17 protein-coding genes are annotated in these 18,823 nt (G+C 67.0%); 2 read left to right on the top strand and 15 right to left on the bottom strand.

Annotated features, from left to right (window positions below; translation table 11 throughout):
* Nucleotides 1-52 precede the first annotated feature (52 nt).
* From HV766_RS20985 to HV766_RS20915, 15 genes are all read right to left on the bottom strand, one after another.
* A complete protein-coding gene (locus HV766_RS20985; RefSeq protein WP_054453672.1) occupies nt 53-1,450 on the bottom strand; it encodes a sigma 54-interacting transcriptional regulator in 1,398 nt (465 codons plus the stop codon).
* A gap of 49 nt (nt 1,451-1,499) precedes the next feature.
* On the bottom strand, nt 1,500-3,542 hold the full coding sequence (locus HV766_RS20980) for a pilus assembly protein TadG-related protein (RefSeq protein WP_175181775.1): 2,043 nt from the start codon (nt 3,540-3,542) through the stop codon (nt 1,500-1,502).
* A 102-nt stretch (nt 3,543-3,644) separates the two neighbouring features.
* Nucleotides 3,645-4,082 carry a DUF3613 domain-containing protein gene (locus HV766_RS20975; protein ID WP_175181774.1) on the bottom strand — a complete coding sequence of 146 codons (438 nt, stop codon included), beginning with the start codon at nt 4,080-4,082 and terminating at the stop codon, nt 3,645-3,647.
* Between the two features lie 22 nt (nt 4,083-4,104).
* On the bottom strand, nt 4,105-4,974 hold the full coding sequence (locus tag HV766_RS20970; protein WP_054453006.1) for a tetratricopeptide repeat protein: 870 nt from the start codon (nt 4,972-4,974) through the stop codon (nt 4,105-4,107).
* Nucleotides 4,974-5,969, bottom strand: a complete 996-nt coding sequence (locus HV766_RS20965; RefSeq protein ID WP_175181773.1) for a type II secretion system F family protein — start codon at nt 5,967-5,969, stop codon at nt 4,974-4,976. Before HV766_RS20965 ends, HV766_RS20970 begins: the two co-directional genes overlap by 1 nt.
* A gap of 13 nt (nt 5,970-5,982) precedes the next feature.
* On the bottom strand, nt 5,983-6,906 hold the full coding sequence (locus tag HV766_RS20960; RefSeq protein ID WP_054453011.1) for a type II secretion system F family protein: 924 nt from the start codon (nt 6,904-6,906) through the stop codon (nt 5,983-5,985).
* Nucleotides 6,906-8,267, bottom strand: coding sequence for a TadA family conjugal transfer-associated ATPase (locus HV766_RS20955; RefSeq protein WP_054453013.1), 1,362 nt, complete (start codon nt 8,265-8,267; stop codon nt 6,906-6,908). The genes HV766_RS20960 and HV766_RS20955 overlap by 1 nt, the downstream gene beginning before the upstream one ends.
* A 33-nt stretch (nt 8,268-8,300) precedes the next feature.
* On the bottom strand, nt 8,301-9,629 hold the full coding sequence (locus tag HV766_RS20950) for a MinD/ParA family protein (RefSeq protein WP_054453015.1): 1,329 nt from the start codon (nt 9,627-9,629) through the stop codon (nt 8,301-8,303).
* Nucleotides 9,626-10,987 carry a type II and III secretion system protein family protein gene (locus HV766_RS20945; RefSeq protein ID WP_119450017.1) on the bottom strand — a complete coding sequence of 454 codons (1,362 nt, stop codon included), beginning with the start codon at nt 10,985-10,987 and terminating at the stop codon, nt 9,626-9,628. The genes HV766_RS20950 and HV766_RS20945 overlap by 4 nt, the downstream gene beginning before the upstream one ends.
* A gap of 65 nt (nt 10,988-11,052) precedes the next feature.
* A complete protein-coding gene (gene cpaB / locus HV766_RS20940) occupies nt 11,053-12,012 on the bottom strand; it encodes a Flp pilus assembly protein CpaB (protein WP_175164481.1) in 960 nt (319 codons plus the stop codon).
* The gene (locus HV766_RS20935) at nt 12,009-12,488 is read right to left on the bottom strand and encodes a TadE/TadG family type IV pilus assembly protein (protein WP_254593341.1); all 480 of its coding nucleotides are present in this window, start codon (nt 12,486-12,488) and stop codon (nt 12,009-12,011) included. The genes cpaB and HV766_RS20935 overlap by 4 nt, the downstream gene beginning before the upstream one ends.
* 13 nt (nt 12,489-12,501) lie before the next feature.
* Entirely contained in the window at nt 12,502-12,963 is a 462-nt protein-coding gene (locus HV766_RS20930) for a TadE/TadG family type IV pilus assembly protein (protein ID WP_082400878.1), read from the bottom strand.
* Complete coding sequence (locus tag HV766_RS20925; RefSeq protein ID WP_082400946.1) at nt 12,909-13,430, bottom strand: A24 family peptidase; 522 nt, start codon at nt 13,428-13,430, stop codon at nt 12,909-12,911. The genes HV766_RS20930 and HV766_RS20925 overlap by 55 nt, the downstream gene beginning before the upstream one ends.
* A 142-nt stretch (nt 13,431-13,572) precedes the next feature.
* Complete coding sequence (locus tag HV766_RS20920) at nt 13,573-13,773, bottom strand: Flp family type IVb pilin (protein WP_054453678.1); 201 nt, start codon at nt 13,771-13,773, stop codon at nt 13,573-13,575.
* 128 nt (nt 13,774-13,901) lie between these two features.
* On the bottom strand, nt 13,902-14,732 hold the full coding sequence (locus tag HV766_RS20915; protein WP_175181772.1) for an MHYT domain-containing protein: 831 nt from the start codon (nt 14,730-14,732) through the stop codon (nt 13,902-13,904).
* A gap of 608 nt (nt 14,733-15,340) precedes the next feature.
* On the opposite strand from HV766_RS20915, the gene HV766_RS20910 reads away from it, so the two are divergent.
* Nucleotides 15,341-16,939, top strand: coding sequence for a ShlB/FhaC/HecB family hemolysin secretion/activation protein (locus HV766_RS20910; RefSeq protein WP_370126546.1), 1,599 nt, complete (start codon nt 15,341-15,343; stop codon nt 16,937-16,939).
* A 348-nt stretch (nt 16,940-17,287) separates the two neighbouring features.
* On the top strand, nt 17,288-18,823 hold a 1,536-nt coding region (locus HV766_RS20905), incomplete at its 3' end, for a collagen-like triple helix repeat-containing protein (RefSeq protein ID WP_175181771.1).

Genomic DNA, 18,823 nt, shown 5'->3' with positions numbered 1-18,823 from the left:
ATGCGCCGGCTCCGCAACTGTCGCCCACTACGGGGCATTACCTATTGCGTGTTCACATCGTCGTCTCGGCGAGACCATCGGCGGGTTCGCCCTGGCCCGTCCCGAGTTGCAGCTTGCGCATTTTTTCCCACAACACCTTGCGGCTGATGCCCAAGGTGTGGGCGGTATCCTGACGGCGCCAGCCGTTGGCGTCCAGCGCCGCCAGCACGCGCTCGCGTTCTGCGCGCTCGGCATCGGTGAAAGCGGCGGGCTCGACCCTCGCGGCGGCCGAGGCTGGAGCAGAGTGCAGCGGCTCGGCCAATTGGTCGAAGATGCGTTCGATGCGCGGCGGGTCCCAGGCCTGGAGCTGCCGCCGCACGATCGCGACGCGCTCGGCCACGTTGGACAGTTCACGCACATTGCCCTCGTAGCGCGTGCGCGAGACGCGCTCCAGCAACCACTGCGGCGGTTCGTCCTCCACGCCCAGGCGTTGCAGCAAGGCGCGGAAGATCGCCGCCTTCTCCTGCGGGCCGCGCTGCTCCAGGTTGGGTATGCGCAGTTCGATCACCGCCAGCCGGTAATACAGGTCCGCGCGGAACTCGTCCTGCCCCACCAGCACGCGCAAATCCTTGTTGGTCGCGGCGACCAGGCGGAAGTCCACCGGCACTTCCACGGTCGAGCCCAGCCGCGTCACCGTGTTCTGCTCCAGAACGCGCAAGAGCTTGACCTGCTGGTACAGCGGCAGGTCGCCGATTTCGTCCAGGAACAGCGTGCCGCCGCTGGCCTGCTCGAAATACCCCTTGTGCGCGCCGATCGCGCCGGTGAATGCGCCCTTGGCATGGCCGAAGAAATGCGCCTCGAACAGGCCCTCCGGAATGGCGCCGCAGTTGACCGCCACGAAGGGGCCGTCGAACCAGGCGGCCTGCTCATGCAGCAGGCGCGCAATGCGTTCCTTGCCCACGCCGGTTTCACCATGGATCAGCACGTTGCTGCGGCAGTCTGCATACATGTCCACTTCCGCCAGCAGGTCCCGCATGGTCGCGGAGACGGCAATCAGCGGCTGCTCGCGCCGGGGCGCGGCGCGATTGAGTTGATTCAGCGTGCCCAGCAGCTCATACAACAGCTTGCGCAGGTCCGCGGTGGTGAAGGTCAGCGGCAGCGTGTAGGAGTATTCCGGCGGGTAGTAGCGCGGGTCGCGTCCGCGCGCTTCCGCGGCGACCCAGATGACCGGCAGGCCTTGGGCCGCCAGCCAGTCGTAGCCGCTGAAGCGCTTGTCGCCCATCACCGACACCGACACCAGGGCCACCGCGGGCCGCGCCAGGTCGCGGGGCGGCGGAAACGCGGTGCCGGCGTCCGCCCGCAGCAGCGACACGTCCATGCCCGCCAGGCAACGCTCGGCGCGGCTGGCAATGTCGGAGGTGCCTTCCCAGACGTACACGTCGAATTCTTCGCGCGCGAAATTCTGGCTCATCGCTTGGACCATGCGGGGATGGAAAGGACAGGGGTCAGAGGCTTCATCATCAATACACCAGGCGGGGTTTGCCGCAATCCACGGAAATCAGCGCTACGTCGGTCTGGCCCACGCTCAGGCCCAGCACATTAAGCAGTTGCTGCAACGCCACGGACAACGAACTCAGCAAAGGATCCAGCAGCACCATGACGACCGACAGCACGCCGCCCACCTGCCCGCTGCCGTTCAAGGCCAGCGCGCCGACGGCGTTGACGCGGCACTGCCGGATCGCGTCCGGCACCAGCGCCAGCGCGCAGGTCACGTCGCTGAGGGGGGCCAACAAGAGCGAGTTCAGGATGCCGCCAACCAGTTGCAGCGTGCCGCCCAACACCCCCGTCAAGCCACCCGTGGTCAGGCGCGCCCCGAGCTGGTCCATCGCCGTCTTGGACCACTGCATGTCGTTGACGACCTTGGAGATGGTCTTGCCGGCGTTGTTCTTGTCTCCGCCCACCAACTGCGTCGCCAGCTCTGTGCGTTGCGTTTCGGTCAGCGGGGTGCCGGTGTTGAACAAATCCCCCAGGATGCCCCCGATCAGCGCGTCCGTCAGGTTGGAGGCCAGCTTGGACAGGTCCACGTTGGTGGCATTGACGGTGGTGGTGGCGTTGGGCGATGGCGGCGCAGTGAGCGTCACCGACACGGGCGCCGAGGAACTGAACACCGGCAGCGTGACCCGGGCGGTAAGCGGCAATATGCCCAGTACGTTCAAGACCTGATGCCGTCCTATGGCGCCGAATGCGCTGGGCTCGCAGCGGTTCGTGAGCGACTGGAAATTCGCGGCGCTCGGGTCGGTGGCTGACGCCATGCCGGGGAAGCGGCCCAGACAGACGCTGGCCGCAGCCGACGTCACATCGATCATCGCCTGGTTCTCGGCCAGCGGCGCTTCGCACAGCTTGCGCAGCGTACCTGTGGATTGCGCCACGTCGATGATGATGGGCAGATCCACCTTGGTATTCAGGGTGTTGGCCAGCAAGGGCCCGACCAGCGGGATGTTGCTGGTGTTGACGCGCAGATACACGCGTATGCCGGCGCTGATGGCTTGCGCGCCGACACCGCCCACGCCCACGGCAGGCGGCTCGACGATGCGCACCCGGGCGTCCAGGCCCAGCAGCGGCACGCTCAGCCCCAGATTGATCAGGTTGCTGCCGTTGGCGATGGCCAGTCCGGTTTCCAGGATGTTCAGCGCGTTGACCTGGGCCTGCAAGGCAGCGGTGGGGTCGCCGCCCACCAGGTTCAGATTCAGCACGCCGCCATCGCCGAACAGCTTCACAGGCAGGTTCAGCGGCATCAAGTCCAACACCGTGTTGATGGCTTCGCTCAACAATCCGACATCGGCGTTGGCGGTTCTCTGCTTGTCGATGACGCTTAGCGTGGCGCGCAAGAGCTGACCCAGGGTTAGGTTGCTCAGCGCCGTCAATTGCTCGGGCGTGCCCACGCCCGCAGCCACCGACAGCGGCAGGCCCAGCGCCTCCAGCAGGCCGGCCGGCGTAATGCCGACATTGGCCAGGCCGGCGGCGTCCAGCACGTCCAGTTGCGTAGGCGACGCCCCCACCGTGGCCAGCAGCTGCGACAGCAGGCCGCCGCGTTCCAGGCGCAATAGCCGCGACCCCACTGTGAAGGTCGCCACGGGTTGGGTGTTGGTCGCCACCGCCGCCACCGACGCCGTGACGCCGCCCACGCCAGGGATAAGATTGGCCAGTTGCTTGCGCGCCGCTACCCGCACTGCGTTATAGGCCTGCCCGCCCGCCGCGTCGAAGACGTGCATGCCGGAGGGGTCGGACCGCGTCGGATCCCACACCTTGCATTCCACCGTGAAATCGGCGGCCGTGAACGCATCCAGGATGTTCGGCACATTGGCCAGGGCGGAAGCGCGGCCAGCGGCGGCGGCCCGGGCGCAATCCGCGCTGGAGCCCAGGCTCAGCACCTGGACGGCCGACAGCGCCGCCAGGTCCGCCGCCTTCTGCATTTCGCGCTTCATGTAGAAGCCGTAGCCAAGCTGCAGCACGCCGAGCAACACCACCCCCACCAGCACCGCGAAGACGACGGCGACGGTCATGCTGCCGCGTTGACGCGACGGCGAGGAAGGATGTGGACGGCCGGCTGACATGCTCTTGCGACTCCATACCCGCATGCGGCGGGGAATACCAACGCCCGGAACCTATTGGACGTTGGGAATTTCCACATTCCGGTCGAACCACACGGGAATGGGATGCTTGAAGCTCTCCAGATAGCGGTTCCAGGCGGCGGTAGACACCGGCCCCAGCACGGGCAAGGCATTGCCAGCGCGCCGCCCGTCGGCCTGCGCCGCCAGCAGCCCGCGCGTCACGTCGCCAAAGCCTTCTTGCGCCGCAGGCGCGGCGGCGGGCGCCTGCGGCAGCGGAGTCTGCACCTGCTGCACCACGGCCCGCTCCGGCATGGCGGACACAGGTTCCGGCGCCGACACGGCGGCAGGCGCCTGAGCGGACGGCGCGCTGCCCGCGGCGCCCGACATGCTGCCCGTCAACGGCGCATTGGATTGCGCCAGGACGGCCGCGGGCGCCAGCGCCGCAAGCGCGCAGGCCACGATGAACAAGGCGTGCTGGGTCGAATGGGACATGGCAGTCTTCCTCAAAACGGGGTTAGCGCACGATGGGTCCGTTACCCAAGCCGTCCATCAAGGGGCTCATCAACGGCATGACGGCCTGTTCGCCGCTGGACACCCGGGTGGCAGGCGCATAGGAAGCGCCCGCCGCCGGGGCCAGCTGGCCGCGGATCTCGGCGGCCAGGCGCAGCACCTGTCCGCGCGCCTCTTCATTCAGTTGCGCCCGCTCCATCAGGCGCTGCGCCTTGAGCGGATCGCCCTCGACCAGCAGCAACACCGCCAGGTTCGCCAGCACCTTGCCGCTTTCCGGCGTCAGTTCGGCCGCCTGCCCCAGCGGCACGCGCGCGCCCGCCGGATCGCCCGCGCGCAGGCGCGCATAGCCCAGGTCGCCCAGGATGCGCGCGTCCATGGGAGCCAGCTTGGCCGCCCGCGAAAAATAATCGGCCGCCTGGTCGAACTGCCCGCGCGAACCGGCGATCAGACCCAGGCCGTGCCAGCCCTCGGCCGCCTGGTCGGTGGCGGTAAGCGCGCGATAGGCCTGTTCGCTCAGCGCCGCCTGCCCGGTCTGGCGCAGCGCCTCGGCGCGGAGCACGGCCACGCGCGCGTCGTTGCCGTACTTCTGCTGATAGCCGTCGATGTACGCGAGCGACGCGAAATAGCGTTCCTGGCGTTGCGCCTCGACGATCATGGACAGCATCATCTCGGGTTCCTTGGGCCGGCTCTTGCTCTGGGCCTCGTCCTCCTTCTGCCGCAACAGCGCCTGCTCCTGCTGCTGTTGCTGGATCAGTTGCCAGGCGGATTCCGCGTTGTTGGTCTTGCATCCGCTCAAACCCGCGCCCGCCGCCAGCACCGTGACGACAAGCACGCAGCGCCATGCGCGCGAGCTGCTTTCCGTTGCGCCGTTCATTACATCCCCCCCATGCGCGACAAACCGCGCAACACCGCGATGAACCCAGCCCCGCCCGTCACGATCAACAGCGCGGGCAATAGCGTCACGATCATGACCCCGGTCATCTTGACCGTGGTCTTGCCCACCTTCTCCTTCAGTTCCAGGCGCCGCTTGTCGCGCAGGCGTTCGCCGAAGCGGTTCAAGGGCTCCTGCACCGCGCCGCCGTGCTGGTCCACCTGCGCGATCAGGCGGCAGATGGCGGACAGGTCGTCGTTGTCGAAGCCCGTGGCCATCCTGGCCAGCGATTGTTCGCGCGTGCGGCCACGCACATAGAGCTCGGACGCCAGCCGCAATTCGAATGACAGCACCGGCAGCACCTGGCCGAACTCCTTGACCAGCACCTGCAGGCTCTGGTCGATCGACAGGCCCACGCCCTGCAACAGGCGCAACAGGTCAATCAGCAAGGGCAACTCATCGGCCGCTTGCCTGCGACGGCGCGCCAGGCGCCGCTGCACGATCCATTTCGGCAGCATGTAGCCGACAGCGAAAGCCACGAAGGCCACGACAAAAGCGCCCAGCGGCATATCCGGAAGATGCTTGTGCCAGTCCAGCATGACCGCCGCCACGGGCAGCAGGATCGCCAGGCCAAGCCGGATCAGGACGAAGCGCGAACGCGCGGTGCCGGGGTTGGCATAGCCGGCCATGTCCACCAGCTTGCGGTCCTCGGCGGCCAGCAGCGCATCGGCCAGCCGGCCTTCGCTCAGGCGCTTGCCGAACGTGTCGGCCGCCCGCGCGGCCGCCGCCAGCCTGCCCTGCCCGCCTTCGCTGCGCGCGGCCGCCGACGCCCTCGCGCCGTCGCGCGCGGCCAGCGCCTGATCCACCACCTGGCGACTGCGGCCCTGGCTGCGCAGGCGCCGCGCCATGCCCAGGCCCAGCACCACCAGGCCAGCCGCCACCAGCATCAGCGCCATCGCCAGCACGGTGGAAGCGTTCCAGGATTGCAGGATTTGCATGGCGCCCCTCCGGTCAAATGGCCTTGGCCATGCGATAGAGCCAATAGCAGCCGCCGATCTGCAGGCAGACCGCGGTCAGCAGCATCCTGAAGCCTTGCGGGTCCTGCCACAGGCCCATGAACAAGTTGTTGTTGGCGACGATGATGAAGCCCGCGATGCCCACCGGCAGCAAGGCCAGAATCCAGGCCGACAAGCGGACCTCGGCCGAACTGGCGGTCAGTTCATTTCGCGCCTGCGCCACGTCGCGCATGAAGGCCGCCATGCGTTCCAGCACCTGGTCGCTGCGGCCGCCGAAGCGCAGGGCCAGCGACACCACCGCCGCCACCATGTACAGCTCCTTCAGCCCATACAGGCGCGACACGTGCGCCAGGGCCGCGTCGAGTTCCTTGGAGCGGCTAAGGCCGGCCGCCGTCTCCACCACTTCGCGCAAAGGTTCGTCGGCAGCGGCGGCGGCCGTCTGGAACGCGGCGCCCATGCTGTTGCCGATGGTGAGCAGGCGCACGATGTTGTCCAGGAACGCAGGCAGCTGCGAGATCATGCGCCGCTGGCGCTTGTCGGCCTTCAGCCACAGCAGGAAGTAGGCGAACACCGCCAGCAGCAGCAGGGTCACCGCGCCGGAAAGCGCCCCCAGGAATGTCCATGCCAGCGCCGCGCCGACCACGACGGGAAGCGCGATGCGCACATACAAGCCGGCGCTTTGCCGCAGGCCGGCCAGGCGCAGCAAGCGGTCCCAACCGGAAAACCCGCTGCGGAACTCACGTGTGTTCTCAGCGAAAGGCGCGTCGGCGGCGGCCTCGTCGCGGCCCCGCTGCAGCTGGCTCTCCAGAAAGGCGGAACTGGCCGCCCGGCGGGCGCGGCGGTCGGCATGGCGCCACAGCAGCACCGCTCCTATGGCCAGCACCACGGCCAGGCTCGCAAGCGCCAGGGCTTCCTGCATCAGCGCCTCCTGCTCCAGAATCCGCCGCCCCCGCCATCGCGATCGTCCGGCGGGTTGTCGCTGGCGCGCGCCTCGTTGCGCAGCTTGGCCAGCTTGGGCGTGTGAGGATGAATGCCCAGCCAGTTCCAGCGATCTTTCTCCTCGCCATCCTGCGTTGCGTAGGATTCGTGGCGATAGAGTTCCTGGGTGGAGATCACGTTGTCGCCCATGCCCGTGATCTCGGTCACCGACAGCACGCGGCGCTTGCCGTTGGACAGGCGGCCGATCTGCACGATGAAGTCCAGCGCGCTGGCGATCTGCCTGCGCAGGCTGTCCTCGCTGCCCTGGAATCCGGCGAAGCCGGCCAGCATCTCGATCCGGTACAGGCATTCGCGCGGGGAGTTCGCATGGATGGTCGCCATGGATCCCTCGTGTCCGGTGTTCATGGCCTGCAGCATGTCCATGACCTCGGCGCCGCGCACTTCGCCCACCACCACGCGGTCCGGCCGCATGCGCAGGCTGTTGCGGATCAGCTCGCGGATGCTGACGGCGCCGCTGCCGTCAAAGCCGCCCTGACGCGACTCCAGCCGCACCACGTGGGGATGGTTGAGCGACAGTTCGGCGGTGTCCTCCACCGTCACCACGCGTTCCGTTTCCGGAATGAAGAACGCCAGCGCGTTCAGCAGCGAAGTCTTGCCCGAACTGGTGCCGCCGGACACCAGGATGTTGCAGCGGTTCTTCACGGCCTCGTTCAGCAGCCGGTAGATCTCTTCATCGAAGCTGCCCAAGGTCAGCAGGTCCGCCGGCTTGAGCGGGTCCTGGCGGAACTTGCGGATCGACACCATGGGGCCGTCGACCGCCAATGGTTCGATCACCACGTTCAGGCGGCCGCCGTCGGGCAGGCGCGCGTCCACCATGGGGCTGGATTCGTCGAGCCGCCGGCCGATCGGCGCCAGGATGCGGCGCACGATGCGCAGCACATGCTGATTGTCGGTGAAGCGCAGCGTCTCGCGGGCCAGCACGCCGCGGCGCGAGACGAAGACATTGTCATAGCCGTTGATCAGGATGTCCTCCACGGCCGGGTCCGCCAGCAGATCCTCCAGGGGGCCCAGGCCGGCCAGTTCCTTGGTCAGCGCTTCGGCAATGGCGCGCATTTCCCCTTCGTTGATCGGCACCCGGCGCAGGCGTACGAAGCTCGCGACCTCGATGTCCACGAATTCCTGGATCGCCGACCTGGCCCAGCGGCCGAACTCCGCACCCAGCTCCTCGATGCGGGACAGCAGGTGCTCGTACGCCGCCGTCTTCACTTCCTGGTAGCGGTCCGACGCCGAAAAGCCTTTGTCGCCATCGCCGCCGAACTCTATCGTCGCTGTCATGATCATGTCGGATCCCGTAGCCGTCCGTCTGTCTGTCCGTCAACCGACCACCATGCGGCGGTGCACGCCGGGCAGCCAGGTGGCCAGCCAGCCTGCCCGCCCGCCAGGCGAGTTCTCTTCGGCGCACAGGCGTTCCGCCAGCGCCTGCACCGCGCGCACGTAGACATCGCGTTCGGCCTCTTCGTGCAGCAGATGGCCCCGGTTCGTGCACACCATCAAGGGCAGCGTGCGGTCCGGCAGCGTGCCCACCAGTTCCAGCTGGAAGCGTTCGGCGATCTGCTGCGCCGTCATGCCGTAGCGTTCGTCATAGCGGTTGACGATCAGGCCCAGGCTGCGCCGGTCCACGTGCTGCTGCTCCAGCTCCTGCAGTACGCCGGCCAGCGACACCAGCGCGCCGACGCTCTGGTCGGTCACGATCCAGTTCAGCTGCGAGGCGCGCGCCAACCCCGACACGAATTCGGGATTGCTGAAACCGCCCGCATCGGCCACCACGACCGAGAAGTGCTGGCGCATGCGCTCGAACACCAGCAGCGAATCCGACTGCGACACGTCACGCATCTGGCCCAGGTCTCGCGGCAGCGACAGCACGCTCAAGCCGTTGGCCGTATGCGCCATGGCCGATCCCAGCAGCGTCGAGTCGAGGCGGCGCAGGTTGCGGGCCGCCTCGGCGAAATCGAAGTCGCCGCCGATATTCAGATAGAGCTGGCAATCGCCCACGGGCCAGCCCAGGTCCATCAGCGCCACGCGGCTGGACAAGGGCAGCGGTTCGCCGGAAGGCTTGGCCGCCTTGGCTCCCAAGGCAGCGGCGCGCTGGCCGTGCGCAAGCTTCAGGCGGTCCTGCACCATGCCCGCCAGATGCACGGCCAGGGTGCTGGCGCCCACGCCCGGACGCGCGCCCAGCAGCACGACGCTGCGGCGCGTGCCGTCCATGCGGCCATCGGACTGCCGGTCGAGCAGGCGCTGCACCACTTCCTTGATTTCCTGCGGCGCCACCGAGGGATCGACAAAATCGCTGACGCCTGCCCGCAAGGCGGCGATCGCCCCTTCCGGCTGGCTCAGGAAGCCCACCGCCACGCGCGGCAACGTCGGCGCAATGCGGGCCAGCAAGCGCGCCAGTTCGGCGGACTTGAACAGTTTGCCAGGCTCGTCGTCGCTCAGGGTGAAGTCCAGGAACACCACCTGCGGCGCGATCTCCGTCAGGCGCCGCGCCAGTTCCTCTATGCGCGGCGATTCCTGGGTCAGCATCCCCAGGTCGCCCAAAGCCTGTCCCAACTGCGCCGCAACCGCGTTGCCCTGGGAGCAGAACAGGAACCGCGTGCCGTTTTGCAGGCCCACCCATTCGCTGGCATGTGTCTTCATATTGCTCACCGTGAAAAGCCCGGCATCTGCTGGCCGCCCACCGGGCCGGTCAGGTAATAGCCCCAAGCGTTGAATGCCGTGTCCGTCTGTTCCTGCTTGGCTCCCGGCAGCGGCAGGGCCACGCCGCGCGCGATGGGGCGCACCAGGCGCGGCGTCACGACGATGACCAGCTCGGTGTCCTCCTGGGAGTAATCAACGCTGCGAAAGAACGCGCCGATGATGGGCAGGTCGCCCAGCATGGGCACCTTGTTGACCATGGCCTTGGTCTGGCGCGATACCAGGCCGCTGATCACGAAGCTTTCGCCATCGCCCAGTTCCACCGTGGTATCAGCGCGGCGCGTACGCAACGCGGGAATGATGGTGCTGGTGTCCGCGCTGGTATTGATGGCGATGCCGTTGGTGTAGTCGAGTTCGCTGGCCTCGGGCGCGACCTTCAGCGAGATGCGGTCGCGCGAGAGCACGGTCGGCGTGACGGTCAGGCCGATGCCGAAGGGCTTGAAGGTCACATTGACCGTGCCCAGGCCGCCGGCCTGCGGAATCGGCAGCTCGCCGCCGGCCAGGAAACTGGCGCTCTGCCCGGTCAGGGCCACCAGGGTCGGCTCGGCCAGGACGCGCGCCATGCCATTGGTCTGCAGCAGGCGCAGCCGCGCCGCAAAGTTGTTGGAGTCGTAGAACAGCGAGAAACCCGAAGCCAGCGCGCCGCCCAGACTGGCGGGCATCGTGGAGCTGCCGCCGCTCCAGGGGCCGTTGCTGGCCGTGAAGCTGATGCCGGCCGCCTTCATCACCGAGCGCGACACTTCCACGACCTTCACTTCCACCTGCACCACGCCGCCGGCGCCTGCGGTGGACATGTCCACCACATTCTTTTCCCCGCCCACGGCGGATGCTGCCATGGTGGCTGACGCGATCTGCCCCAGCTGCGATTCGGCGTGGCCCGACACCACGGCATGGCCGTCGGCGATGTCCACGTTGGCGCCGCCGCCCAGGCCGCGGCTCGCCAACGCGCCCTGCACGCTCCCGCCGACGCGGACGTTCCATATCTGCGGCGCCGCATTGTTGCCGGACCAGACCTGCAATTGCGTGGTGCCGGGCTTCTTGCCATAGAGCAGTACTGAGCCCGCGCGCTTGCCGGAAGCGGGCAATACCTTCACGTCCGCCACATCCGGGTCGCCGATGGCGATGCGCGTGGGCGCGCCGCCATCCAGCATGAGGGTCTGCTGTCCCTTCACCGCCATCGAGATGTCGCGGGCCGGCGCATTCGCGCCTGCCGCGGGCGCTGCGGTCTGTGCCAGGCCTAGGGCGCCATGCATCATCGCTGCCGCGCCCGACAGCAGGCAAATCATGGTGGTGCGCTGATGTTTCTTCATAGTGCTGGACCCGATGATGGAATAAGTCCGGCTGCGGCCAGCGCCTGGTCCGCCCGCAGCCCCGTTCAATAGCGCACGCGCTCGGATTTCTCTCCTCGGATGATTTCCACAGTCCTGCCGCCGCCGGAACCCTGGGGCCGGCCGGCGGCGCGGGCGGCGGGCGCCAGCGCCGCGGCCGTCGTGCCGTCCAGTTGCACCAGGCTCTCGCCGGCATAGGCGCGGTTCGGTCCCGTCAGCAGCGATTCGCGCTGCGCAGGGGTCAAGTCGGCCCGCACCGGCAGCACCGTGCCGCGCTGGGCGAACAACTGCGCGTCGGGCATGCTGTCATCGCCCACCGGGCGCAAAGCCAACTGCAGGCGCCCGGCGCGGCTGGCCAGCATCAACTCGTTGACGCGATCGACCGGCACGGCCAGCACCGCGGTGCGCGCCGGCTGGCCGGGACCGCCCTGTTGCAGCGCCGACTTTTCGTCCGGCCCTTCCACCGTCGCCTTGCCATACGCCAGCACGCGCACCTGCGACTGCAGCAGGCGGGCCTGGCCGACGGCCACTTCGGCGCTTTTCTCGATCATGAAGAACACGTCCACCATGTCGCCGGGAACGATGCGATTGCCGCCGCCGATCACTTCGTCCACCGCGATGGCGACCGCGCGTTCGCCCGGTTTGAGCTGGCGCGCCAGGCCCTGCGTCAGCAGGCTGGGCACTATCGGATCGCCTGCGGCGATGTCGACCTTCGTCACCGCGCCCTCCAGCGGAGCGACGTCGGCAAACCCGCCGGACAGTGCAACCTGCCACTGCGCCACCGTCAGCATTCTTGCGCTGTCGATGCGCGAACCGGCCGGAATCGGCTCTCGCGCCACCACCACCGGATGGAGTTTGAGCGGTTCCGCCCGCGTCGCCGCGACAGGCGCAGGCGCCACGCTGGCCGGGGGACTCGCGGGCGCCGAGGCCAGCCGCCAGGCCACGAAGGCCAGCACCAGGCCCGCCACCAGCAACATGCCCGCGATGATCTTGCTCAGACTGCTCATGGTGTCCCCTGCGATATCTGCACGACGGCCTGCGAATGCAATCTGTTGGGTATCCAGTTCCGGTTCGTGCCCGGCAACGCCGTGATCAGCCCTCGCACGGTCTCCAATAGCGGCCAGGACTGCGTGTTGTAGGTCATGGCGACGGTGGCGCAATCGGCTGGCCTGCCGCCCGCCCCAGCCCATGCACACGGCGCGCGCGTGGTGCTGCACAGCACCGCCGAGCCGGCGGAAAAGGTGCCCATCGCCGCCAGGCAGGCCGCCGCAGGCACATCGGCCTGACCACTGAAACGGGCGTAGACCGCGGCGCGCGCGCCGTCGGCCGCGGCGGCGGCCAACTGCTGCTGCATCCAGAACAGCGCGCCGAATCCAACCACGCCGCAGATGAAGAGCAGCAGCAAGGTGAGCGTCAGCGAAAACTCCAACGCCGCGATGCCGCGCTGGCGCTTGCGTGAAGTCTGGCCGGCAGGGAGTTGCACGCAGGCTCGCATCTCAGCCTCCCCCGCCCAGGGCATTGCCCAGATGCACCGTGGCGCGCGCACTCAGCACGCTGGAGGCCGGCATCAACGCCGCCTGCAGCAGCGGCACCGAGGGGATGAGCGGATGGGCGCCATAGGCGTAGGACACGGTGACTTCGATCTGGTCCTGCGCCAACGGCATGCCGCTGCAGGCGCCGCCGGCCGCGCTGCTGAGCGCGCCCGCGCTGCCGCAGACCGCCACCTGGACCGGCGCGGCGGACATCGTGCTGATCCACTCCGCCTGGTACAGCGCGGAATCGCGGCCGGCGTCGGCTCGCGCCGTCAGCGACGCGGAACCCGCCTGCCACTGCAGGACCTTGCGCGCGCCATCCTGCGCGGCCAAGGTCACGGAATGCTGCGCGGCGACCACCAGGGAATACGTCAGGATCCCGTAAAACACCAGGAAGAACACCACGAATACCAAGGCGAACTCCACGGAATAAGAACCGCGATGCCGGCGGCGAGGCCCAGATACGCGGCATAGGGGATCTGCCGCGCCCGGTTGCTCAGCGCCCAGACCCGGGACACCGCCAGATACAGCAGGCCATGCAGGCCGGCCAGCACGCTGGCCAGCGCCAGCGTCACCATCAGCGGCGCGAAGCCCAGCAGCAGTCCGAGCACGGCGATGGCCTTGATATCCCCTGCTCCCATGAGACGCCTGCGCCACAAGGGCAGGAATGGCGCCGCGACCAAAAAGCCGGCCAGCGCCATCCACCATCCCGACCATCGCGGCGGATAGGCCCAGCCAGGCGCCAGCAAGGCCGCCAGCAGCCATAGCAATTGGCCCGCAAGTCCCGCGATGATCAGCCGGTTGGGGACGCGGCGATAGCGCAGATCGGCGTGGATCAGCGCCAGAATCCAGCATGTGAACAACAGCCACCACAGCACTACCCCTGGATACAAGGCTAAGACCTTCTGAAAAAACGAATGCGACAACGGGCGCGCCGGATCGGCGCGGACTCCTTCAATCAAGTGATGCGATGTTGCGGGCACGCGCCGCGGCGGCAAGCGACTCACCGCCGCCACGGCGCGAACGGGTTGCGGCTCAGGTCGGAGGCGGGGTGGTGGTACCGGTCTTGGCGTTGTCCAGCTTGGTGCCAAGTTCCTCGAACATGCCCTTCAAGGACCCGGTAAACGCCCCCACTGCGACAATGAGGGCGACCGCCACCATTCCCGCGATCAGCCCGTACTCCAGGGCGGTGATGCCGTCTTCGTCATTCCAGAACTGCGCAAGTGTCGCTTTCATGTCGAGCTCCATGGGTCTCGATTGATGACTGGGGCCGTTCTTCAACATTCTTCAAGAAGCAGGGCCCCCTAAAGCCTGGAACTGCCTGCGCGCCGCCGTGATTCCCGCGGCGCGCGTCCAGGGTCCAGCTAACCCGGCCCTGGCGTGGCTCCGGGCAATCTGTCCGGAGCCGCGCCAGGTGCCGATTCAATGATCGAGTCGATGCGCTGCGCCGTGCGCGCGCGAAAGCGTTCGGAAGCGCGCTGCAAATGCCAACGCATGAGGAACAAGGTGACGATCGAGAGCGCGAAAGCGATGTATGGCAGCTTGGCGCCGCCGATATGCAGGCCGACGGCGTCATTCTGGGTCGTGCAGATGACGGCGCCGGCGGCCGCGCCGGTGTAGTGCATGCCGCAAACCGCGATGGCCATCAAAACGGCTGCGCCGATGCGCTGGCGTTCATTCTGGGTATTGAAGGCAAGCCACAAGGCCGCGGTAGCCGCGATGACGGCGATCAGCACCGACAAAACCACCAGCGGCAGGTTCCAGAGCAATACCGCCGGCATGCGCGCCGCGCTCATGCCGACATAATGCATGGAGGCCACGCCAAACCCCGCCGCGCAACCGCCGACCAGACAGCGGAGAAAGGTAAAGCGTTCGCGGCCGACATACCAGAACGCCCAGCCGGAAAATCCTGCGGCAACCACGAAACTGAGTATCGTCAGGCCGACCTGGTAACCCACTTCAAACGGCAGGTTCTGCGCCAGCATGCCGATGAAATGCATGCTCCAGATACCCACGCCGCCCATCGCCACCGCGCCGATGACGATATAGCCGATGCGGATTTCGCCGTCCTGGGTTTCTGCCCGAATACCGGCTGCGGCCAGCAGGGCCACATACGAACCCAAGGCGGCGATCAGGAACGAAAGCGCCACCAGACCGCCATTGAATGAAAGCGGAACGATATCGCCCGGGCTCATGAATGCCCCGTTTGTGGCGAGCCATGACGGCAATACGCGGCCGTCAGGCAGTTGCAGCAATTCTTGCGGTAATCCCCAGCCATCTTGACCTCCGGGCGGGCCACACATTTTGCGTATTTTTGATACGTATCTTTAGTTTATATATTGCCAAATCATACACATCAGGGTTTTCACTGAATTTCGCTATATTGCGACATAAGATGTGTAACGAACGCTCCTAAGTTTTCGAAAACATTATTAAATCCGGCTGAACGGCGGTTATCTTGGCCCGAAAATAGTTTCCGCAACGGAAGAATATTCCGAAATAATGTCGACGCGATGAGCCGAGGGAGGCGGAATTTGAAATTAATTGTCATTCTGCCGGGATTGCTGGCACCATATGCGCACCGGCAAATGCAACTTTTTCCTAACACTGTTGCAGCCCTTTTCCATCCGATACTCGATCGGGATCAGCTATCCGTTCAGAAGCGCCAGCGGAAATGAGAGACGAAAAAGGCAAGAGACGCATGTTTCCGGCGAGTCCGATTTGCCTCGCCCTCTTGTGCATATTGGCGGCCAGCTCTCAGGCCAGGGCGGAAGGCCCGCTACGCGGCAACCCGGTGGACGCCATGCCGCGGCTGGAGCGTCCGCCCTCGGCAACGCAACCCCCGCCCTACGTCCAGACCGCAACGCCAGAACAACTGGCCTTGCAGGCCCGGCTGGCTCAACGCATCGTGCCGCGCAATTTCGACGTCAGCGGCGTGCGCGCCATTCCATTCGAGGAAGTGTCCGGATTGCTCAGCCCTCTGGCTGGCAAGGAAATCAGCCTGGGCGAGCTGGTCCAGGAAGTCGACAAGATCACGCAGCTCTACCGCGACAAGGGCTTTCCGCTTTCCTTCGCGCTGCTGCAGAACCAGACCTTTGCCAACGGCCTGGTGGTAGTGACAGTGGTCGAGGGCTACATCGCCAACGTGCGGATCGAAGGCGACATCGGCAATGCGCAGGACCGGCTTGAAGCGCTGGCCGCGCCGATGCAGGAAGAAAGGCCGCTCAAGCAGGCCACGCTGGAACGTCAGTTGAACCTGATGCGCACCGTGCCCGGCGTCAAGTTCACGCCCAGCCTGGATTTGCCGCGCCGCGCGGACGGCGCGACCGAACTGGTGCTGGCGGCCAGCCGCCAGCCCGTCAGCCTGACCGGCGGCATCGCAGACCTGGGCACCGGCATGCAGCCCATCGTGAACCTGGCGACCAACAGCCTGACGCCCCTGGGCGAGCAAGTGAAGCTGACAGCCTCGGTGCCCTTCAATACCGATGACGTGAAGTACGTGTCGGGTGAAATCCGCGTGCCGATTGGTGCGGACGGCCTGGCGATCAAGATCGACGGCTACCACTACGACGCCCGGCCCCAGGACGACGCGATCGAAATGCTGGGCTTCGAACGCCGCGTGAAGAACGACCGCATCGGGGTTGGCGTGAGCTATCCGTTCCTGTTGAACAACACCCGATCGCTGACGGGAACGCTGGGCGTATACGCGGCCAATTCGAAGGACCGGTACGAGGCCCACAGCACCGACCGGTGGCTGCAGCAGGATGCGCAGGTGCGTGCGGCGACCGCCGAAATGCGCTACATCCAGGTGTCCGAGACCAAGGCCACCGACGTCACGTTGAGCGTGGCCAAGGGGTTCGACGCGGCGGGGGCAAAGAAGGACATCGCGACCAACTATGGTTATTCCGCCACTCCGCTGCTCGACCTGGACTTCACCCGCTACAACCTCAACGCCAGGCAGACCTTCGTGCTGCCCGCCCAGATCGGCCTGGTTTTCTCGGGTGCGGCGCAGTACTCCAGCAATATCCTGCCGTCGTCCGAACAGATCTCGTACGGTAGCTGGCGTTACGCCATGGGCTATCCGCAGGGCGACCAGAGCGGCGACAAGGGCGTCGGCGTATCGGCGGAAATCAATCGCCGCTTCGGCGTGGGCTGGGAATACCTTTCCAGCGTGCAGCCCTACGCCCTGGTCGACTACGCACGCACTTGGTACAACAACAAGGACCTGCAGACTTTGAACCAGCGGCACCTGTCTTCCGTGGCTCTCGGCTTGCGCTTTACCGACGACAAATACTATCTGTTCGATTTCAACGTGGCCAAGCCGGTGGGATCGGCCACCGTGAACGACAACCGCGACGTGCGCTTCAACGCCAACTATTCGCTGTTTTACGACGCGTTCTAGCCGTCCTGAACAGCGCGCCCGACAAGCCGATGAACGCCCGCCATGACGGGCGTTTTTTCTTGGGTGACGCCACCGGCGTTACGTAACGCCCGCCGTAACGTTACGTCGAATGGGCGGCTTTCCGTAACATTCGCAGGCTCCTGGCGATCGCAAAAGTGAGGATTTTCCAGATTTAAGGAAAACCCTTAATCACCGCCATATCCCATTGATAATGAAGCGATTTATTTTCTCAGAATTTACCGAAGCAGGCGTCTTGAAGCGGGTCTGAAAAATCTTGGCATGGTTTGTGCATGAGGAAGCGTATCGGGTTGTTTCGACGCCTGACTCTTCCAACCAAAGGAGCTCGCCATGCATACCCATTCCGACACGCGCCGCCTGCAACGCGTCCTGACCGCCACCGTCCTTGCCACCGCGCTGGTAAGCGCCCTGGCCGCCTGCGGCGGTGGCGGCGGCGGAAAGAAAACCGCGGGCCTGCCCGGGACGGACATTCCGACCAATCCTGGCGGTGGCGGCCTGGATCCCGGCGGCGGTCTGAACCCCGGCGGCGGTACCAACCCTGGCGGCGGCACCGACCCGGGCGGTGGTACCAATCCCGGTGGCGGGACCAACCCCGGCGGCGGGACCAACCCCGGCGGCACTGACCCCGGAGGCGGCACCGATCCTGGCGGCGGCACCAACCCGCCGCGCGTGAGCGGCCTGCTGGAAACCACGTTGGGCAATACCGGCGCGGCGCTCGACAACACCCTGCCCCTCAATCTGGACACGACCTTGAGCGGCGTGGGCAAGGCGCTGGATCCCACGATCAAGCCGGTCGCCGACACCGTCGTCGGCCTGACCCAGCAGATCGGCGCGACTACCGGTCTGGGGCAGCCGGCCGACGGCATCGTCCGACAGGTAGGCGGCCTGGTCAGCGACCTGGGCGGCAACGTCAAAGGCTCAGGACTGCCCGGGGGCCTGGGTGCCGGCGTGGGCGGCCTGGTGGACGGCCTGGGCAAGACCGTGGCCAGCACAGGCGGCCTGCTGAACGCGAATCCCAACAATCCGAATCCCCTGACGACCGTGCTGGGCAACGCCACCGGCGCGGTAGGCGCCTTGACCGGAGCGCTGTCAGGCCAGGGCGGCCTGTTGCAGCCCATCACCCAGGTGGTGGGCGGTGTGACCGGCGGGGTGCTTGGCGGCCCCACCACCCCGCTGCTCGAGCCCGCGCTGGGCAACGTCGGCAAGACGGTCGACAACGTGCTGCCGCTGGGCCTGCAGCCGGTGCTGGCCGGGGTGGGCGGCGCGCTCGATCCCACCGCCAGTCCGCTGGCCGGCAAGGTCACGGGCCTGACGCAGCAAGTGGGCGATGCAACCAAACTGGGCGCGCCAGTGGCCGGCCTGCTGACCAGTCTGGGTGGCACGGTCACGAATCTGGGCGGCGCGTTGCCGGGCGGCACGCCGGGCTTGAACGGCGTGCTGCAAGGACTTGGCGGCGCTGTCGCCAGCGCGGGCGGTTTGCTGCATGCCACGCCGGGCAACGCCAATCCGCTGGGTTCGACGCTGGCCAACGCCACGGGCGCGGTCGCCTCGCTCACCGGCGGTCTGGGCCTGGGCGGAGTAACGGGCGGCTTGACCGGCGGCGCCAACGGCACGGGTGGCCTGCTGGCGCCCGTGACGGGTCTGCTGGGTGGCGTAACCGGAGCCGTGGGCGGCGCGACTGGCGGCGCCAATGGTGGTCTGCTGGCTCCGGTGACAGGCCTGCTCGGCGGCGTGACCGGCGCCGTCGGCGGTACGGCTGGCGGTGCGGCGGGAGGCGCTGCTGGCGGCGGATTGCTGGGCGGACTGGTCGGCGGATTGACCGGAGCCGGCGGTGCCGCGGCGGGCGCAGGCGCGGGCGCCGCGGCC

Origin of the sequence: Achromobacter aegrifaciens, assembly GCF_902859735.1 — a bacterium.
Lineage (GTDB): Bacteria > Pseudomonadota > Gammaproteobacteria > Burkholderiales > Burkholderiaceae_B > Achromobacter > Achromobacter aegrifaciens.
This window is presented reverse-complemented; position numbering and strand designations above follow the sequence as displayed.

Excerpts from the sequence above, each read along its gene's own strand:
- HV766_RS20985 (WP_054453672.1), bottom strand. The coding sequence starts at position 1,450 with ATGAGCCAGAATTTCGCGCGCGAAGAATTCGACGTGTACGTCTGGGAA.
- HV766_RS20980 (WP_175181775.1), bottom strand. The coding sequence starts at position 3,542 with ATGACCGTCGCCGTCGTCTTCGCGGTGCTGGTGGGGGTGGTGTTGCTC.
- HV766_RS20975 (WP_175181774.1), bottom strand. The coding sequence starts at position 4,082 with ATGTCCCATTCGACCCAGCACGCCTTGTTCATCGTGGCCTGCGCGCTT.
- HV766_RS20970 (WP_054453006.1), bottom strand. The coding sequence starts at position 4,974 with ATGAACGGCGCAACGGAAAGCAGCTCGCGCGCATGGCGCTGCGTGCTT.
- HV766_RS20965 (WP_175181773.1), bottom strand. The coding sequence starts at position 5,969 with ATGCAAATCCTGCAATCCTGGAACGCTTCCACCGTGCTGGCGATGGCG.
- HV766_RS20960 (WP_054453011.1), bottom strand. The coding sequence starts at position 6,906 with ATGCAGGAAGCCCTGGCGCTTGCGAGCCTGGCCGTGGTGCTGGCCATA.
- HV766_RS20955 (WP_054453013.1), bottom strand. The coding sequence starts at position 8,267 with ATGATCATGACAGCGACGATAGAGTTCGGCGGCGATGGCGACAAAGGC.
- HV766_RS20945 (WP_119450017.1), bottom strand. The coding sequence starts at position 10,987 with ATGAAGAAACATCAGCGCACCACCATGATTTGCCTGCTGTCGGGCGCG.
- cpaB (WP_175164481.1), bottom strand. The coding sequence starts at position 12,012 with ATGAGCAGTCTGAGCAAGATCATCGCGGGCATGTTGCTGGTGGCGGGC.
- HV766_RS20920 (WP_054453678.1), bottom strand. The coding sequence starts at position 13,773 with ATGAAAGCGACACTTGCGCAGTTCTGGAATGACGAAGACGGCATCACC.
- HV766_RS20915 (WP_175181772.1), bottom strand. The coding sequence starts at position 14,732 with ATGAGCCCGGGCGATATCGTTCCGCTTTCATTCAATGGCGGTCTGGTG.
- HV766_RS20910 (WP_370126546.1), top strand. The coding sequence starts at position 15,341 with ATGCCGCGGCTGGAGCGTCCGCCCTCGGCAACGCAACCCCCGCCCTAC.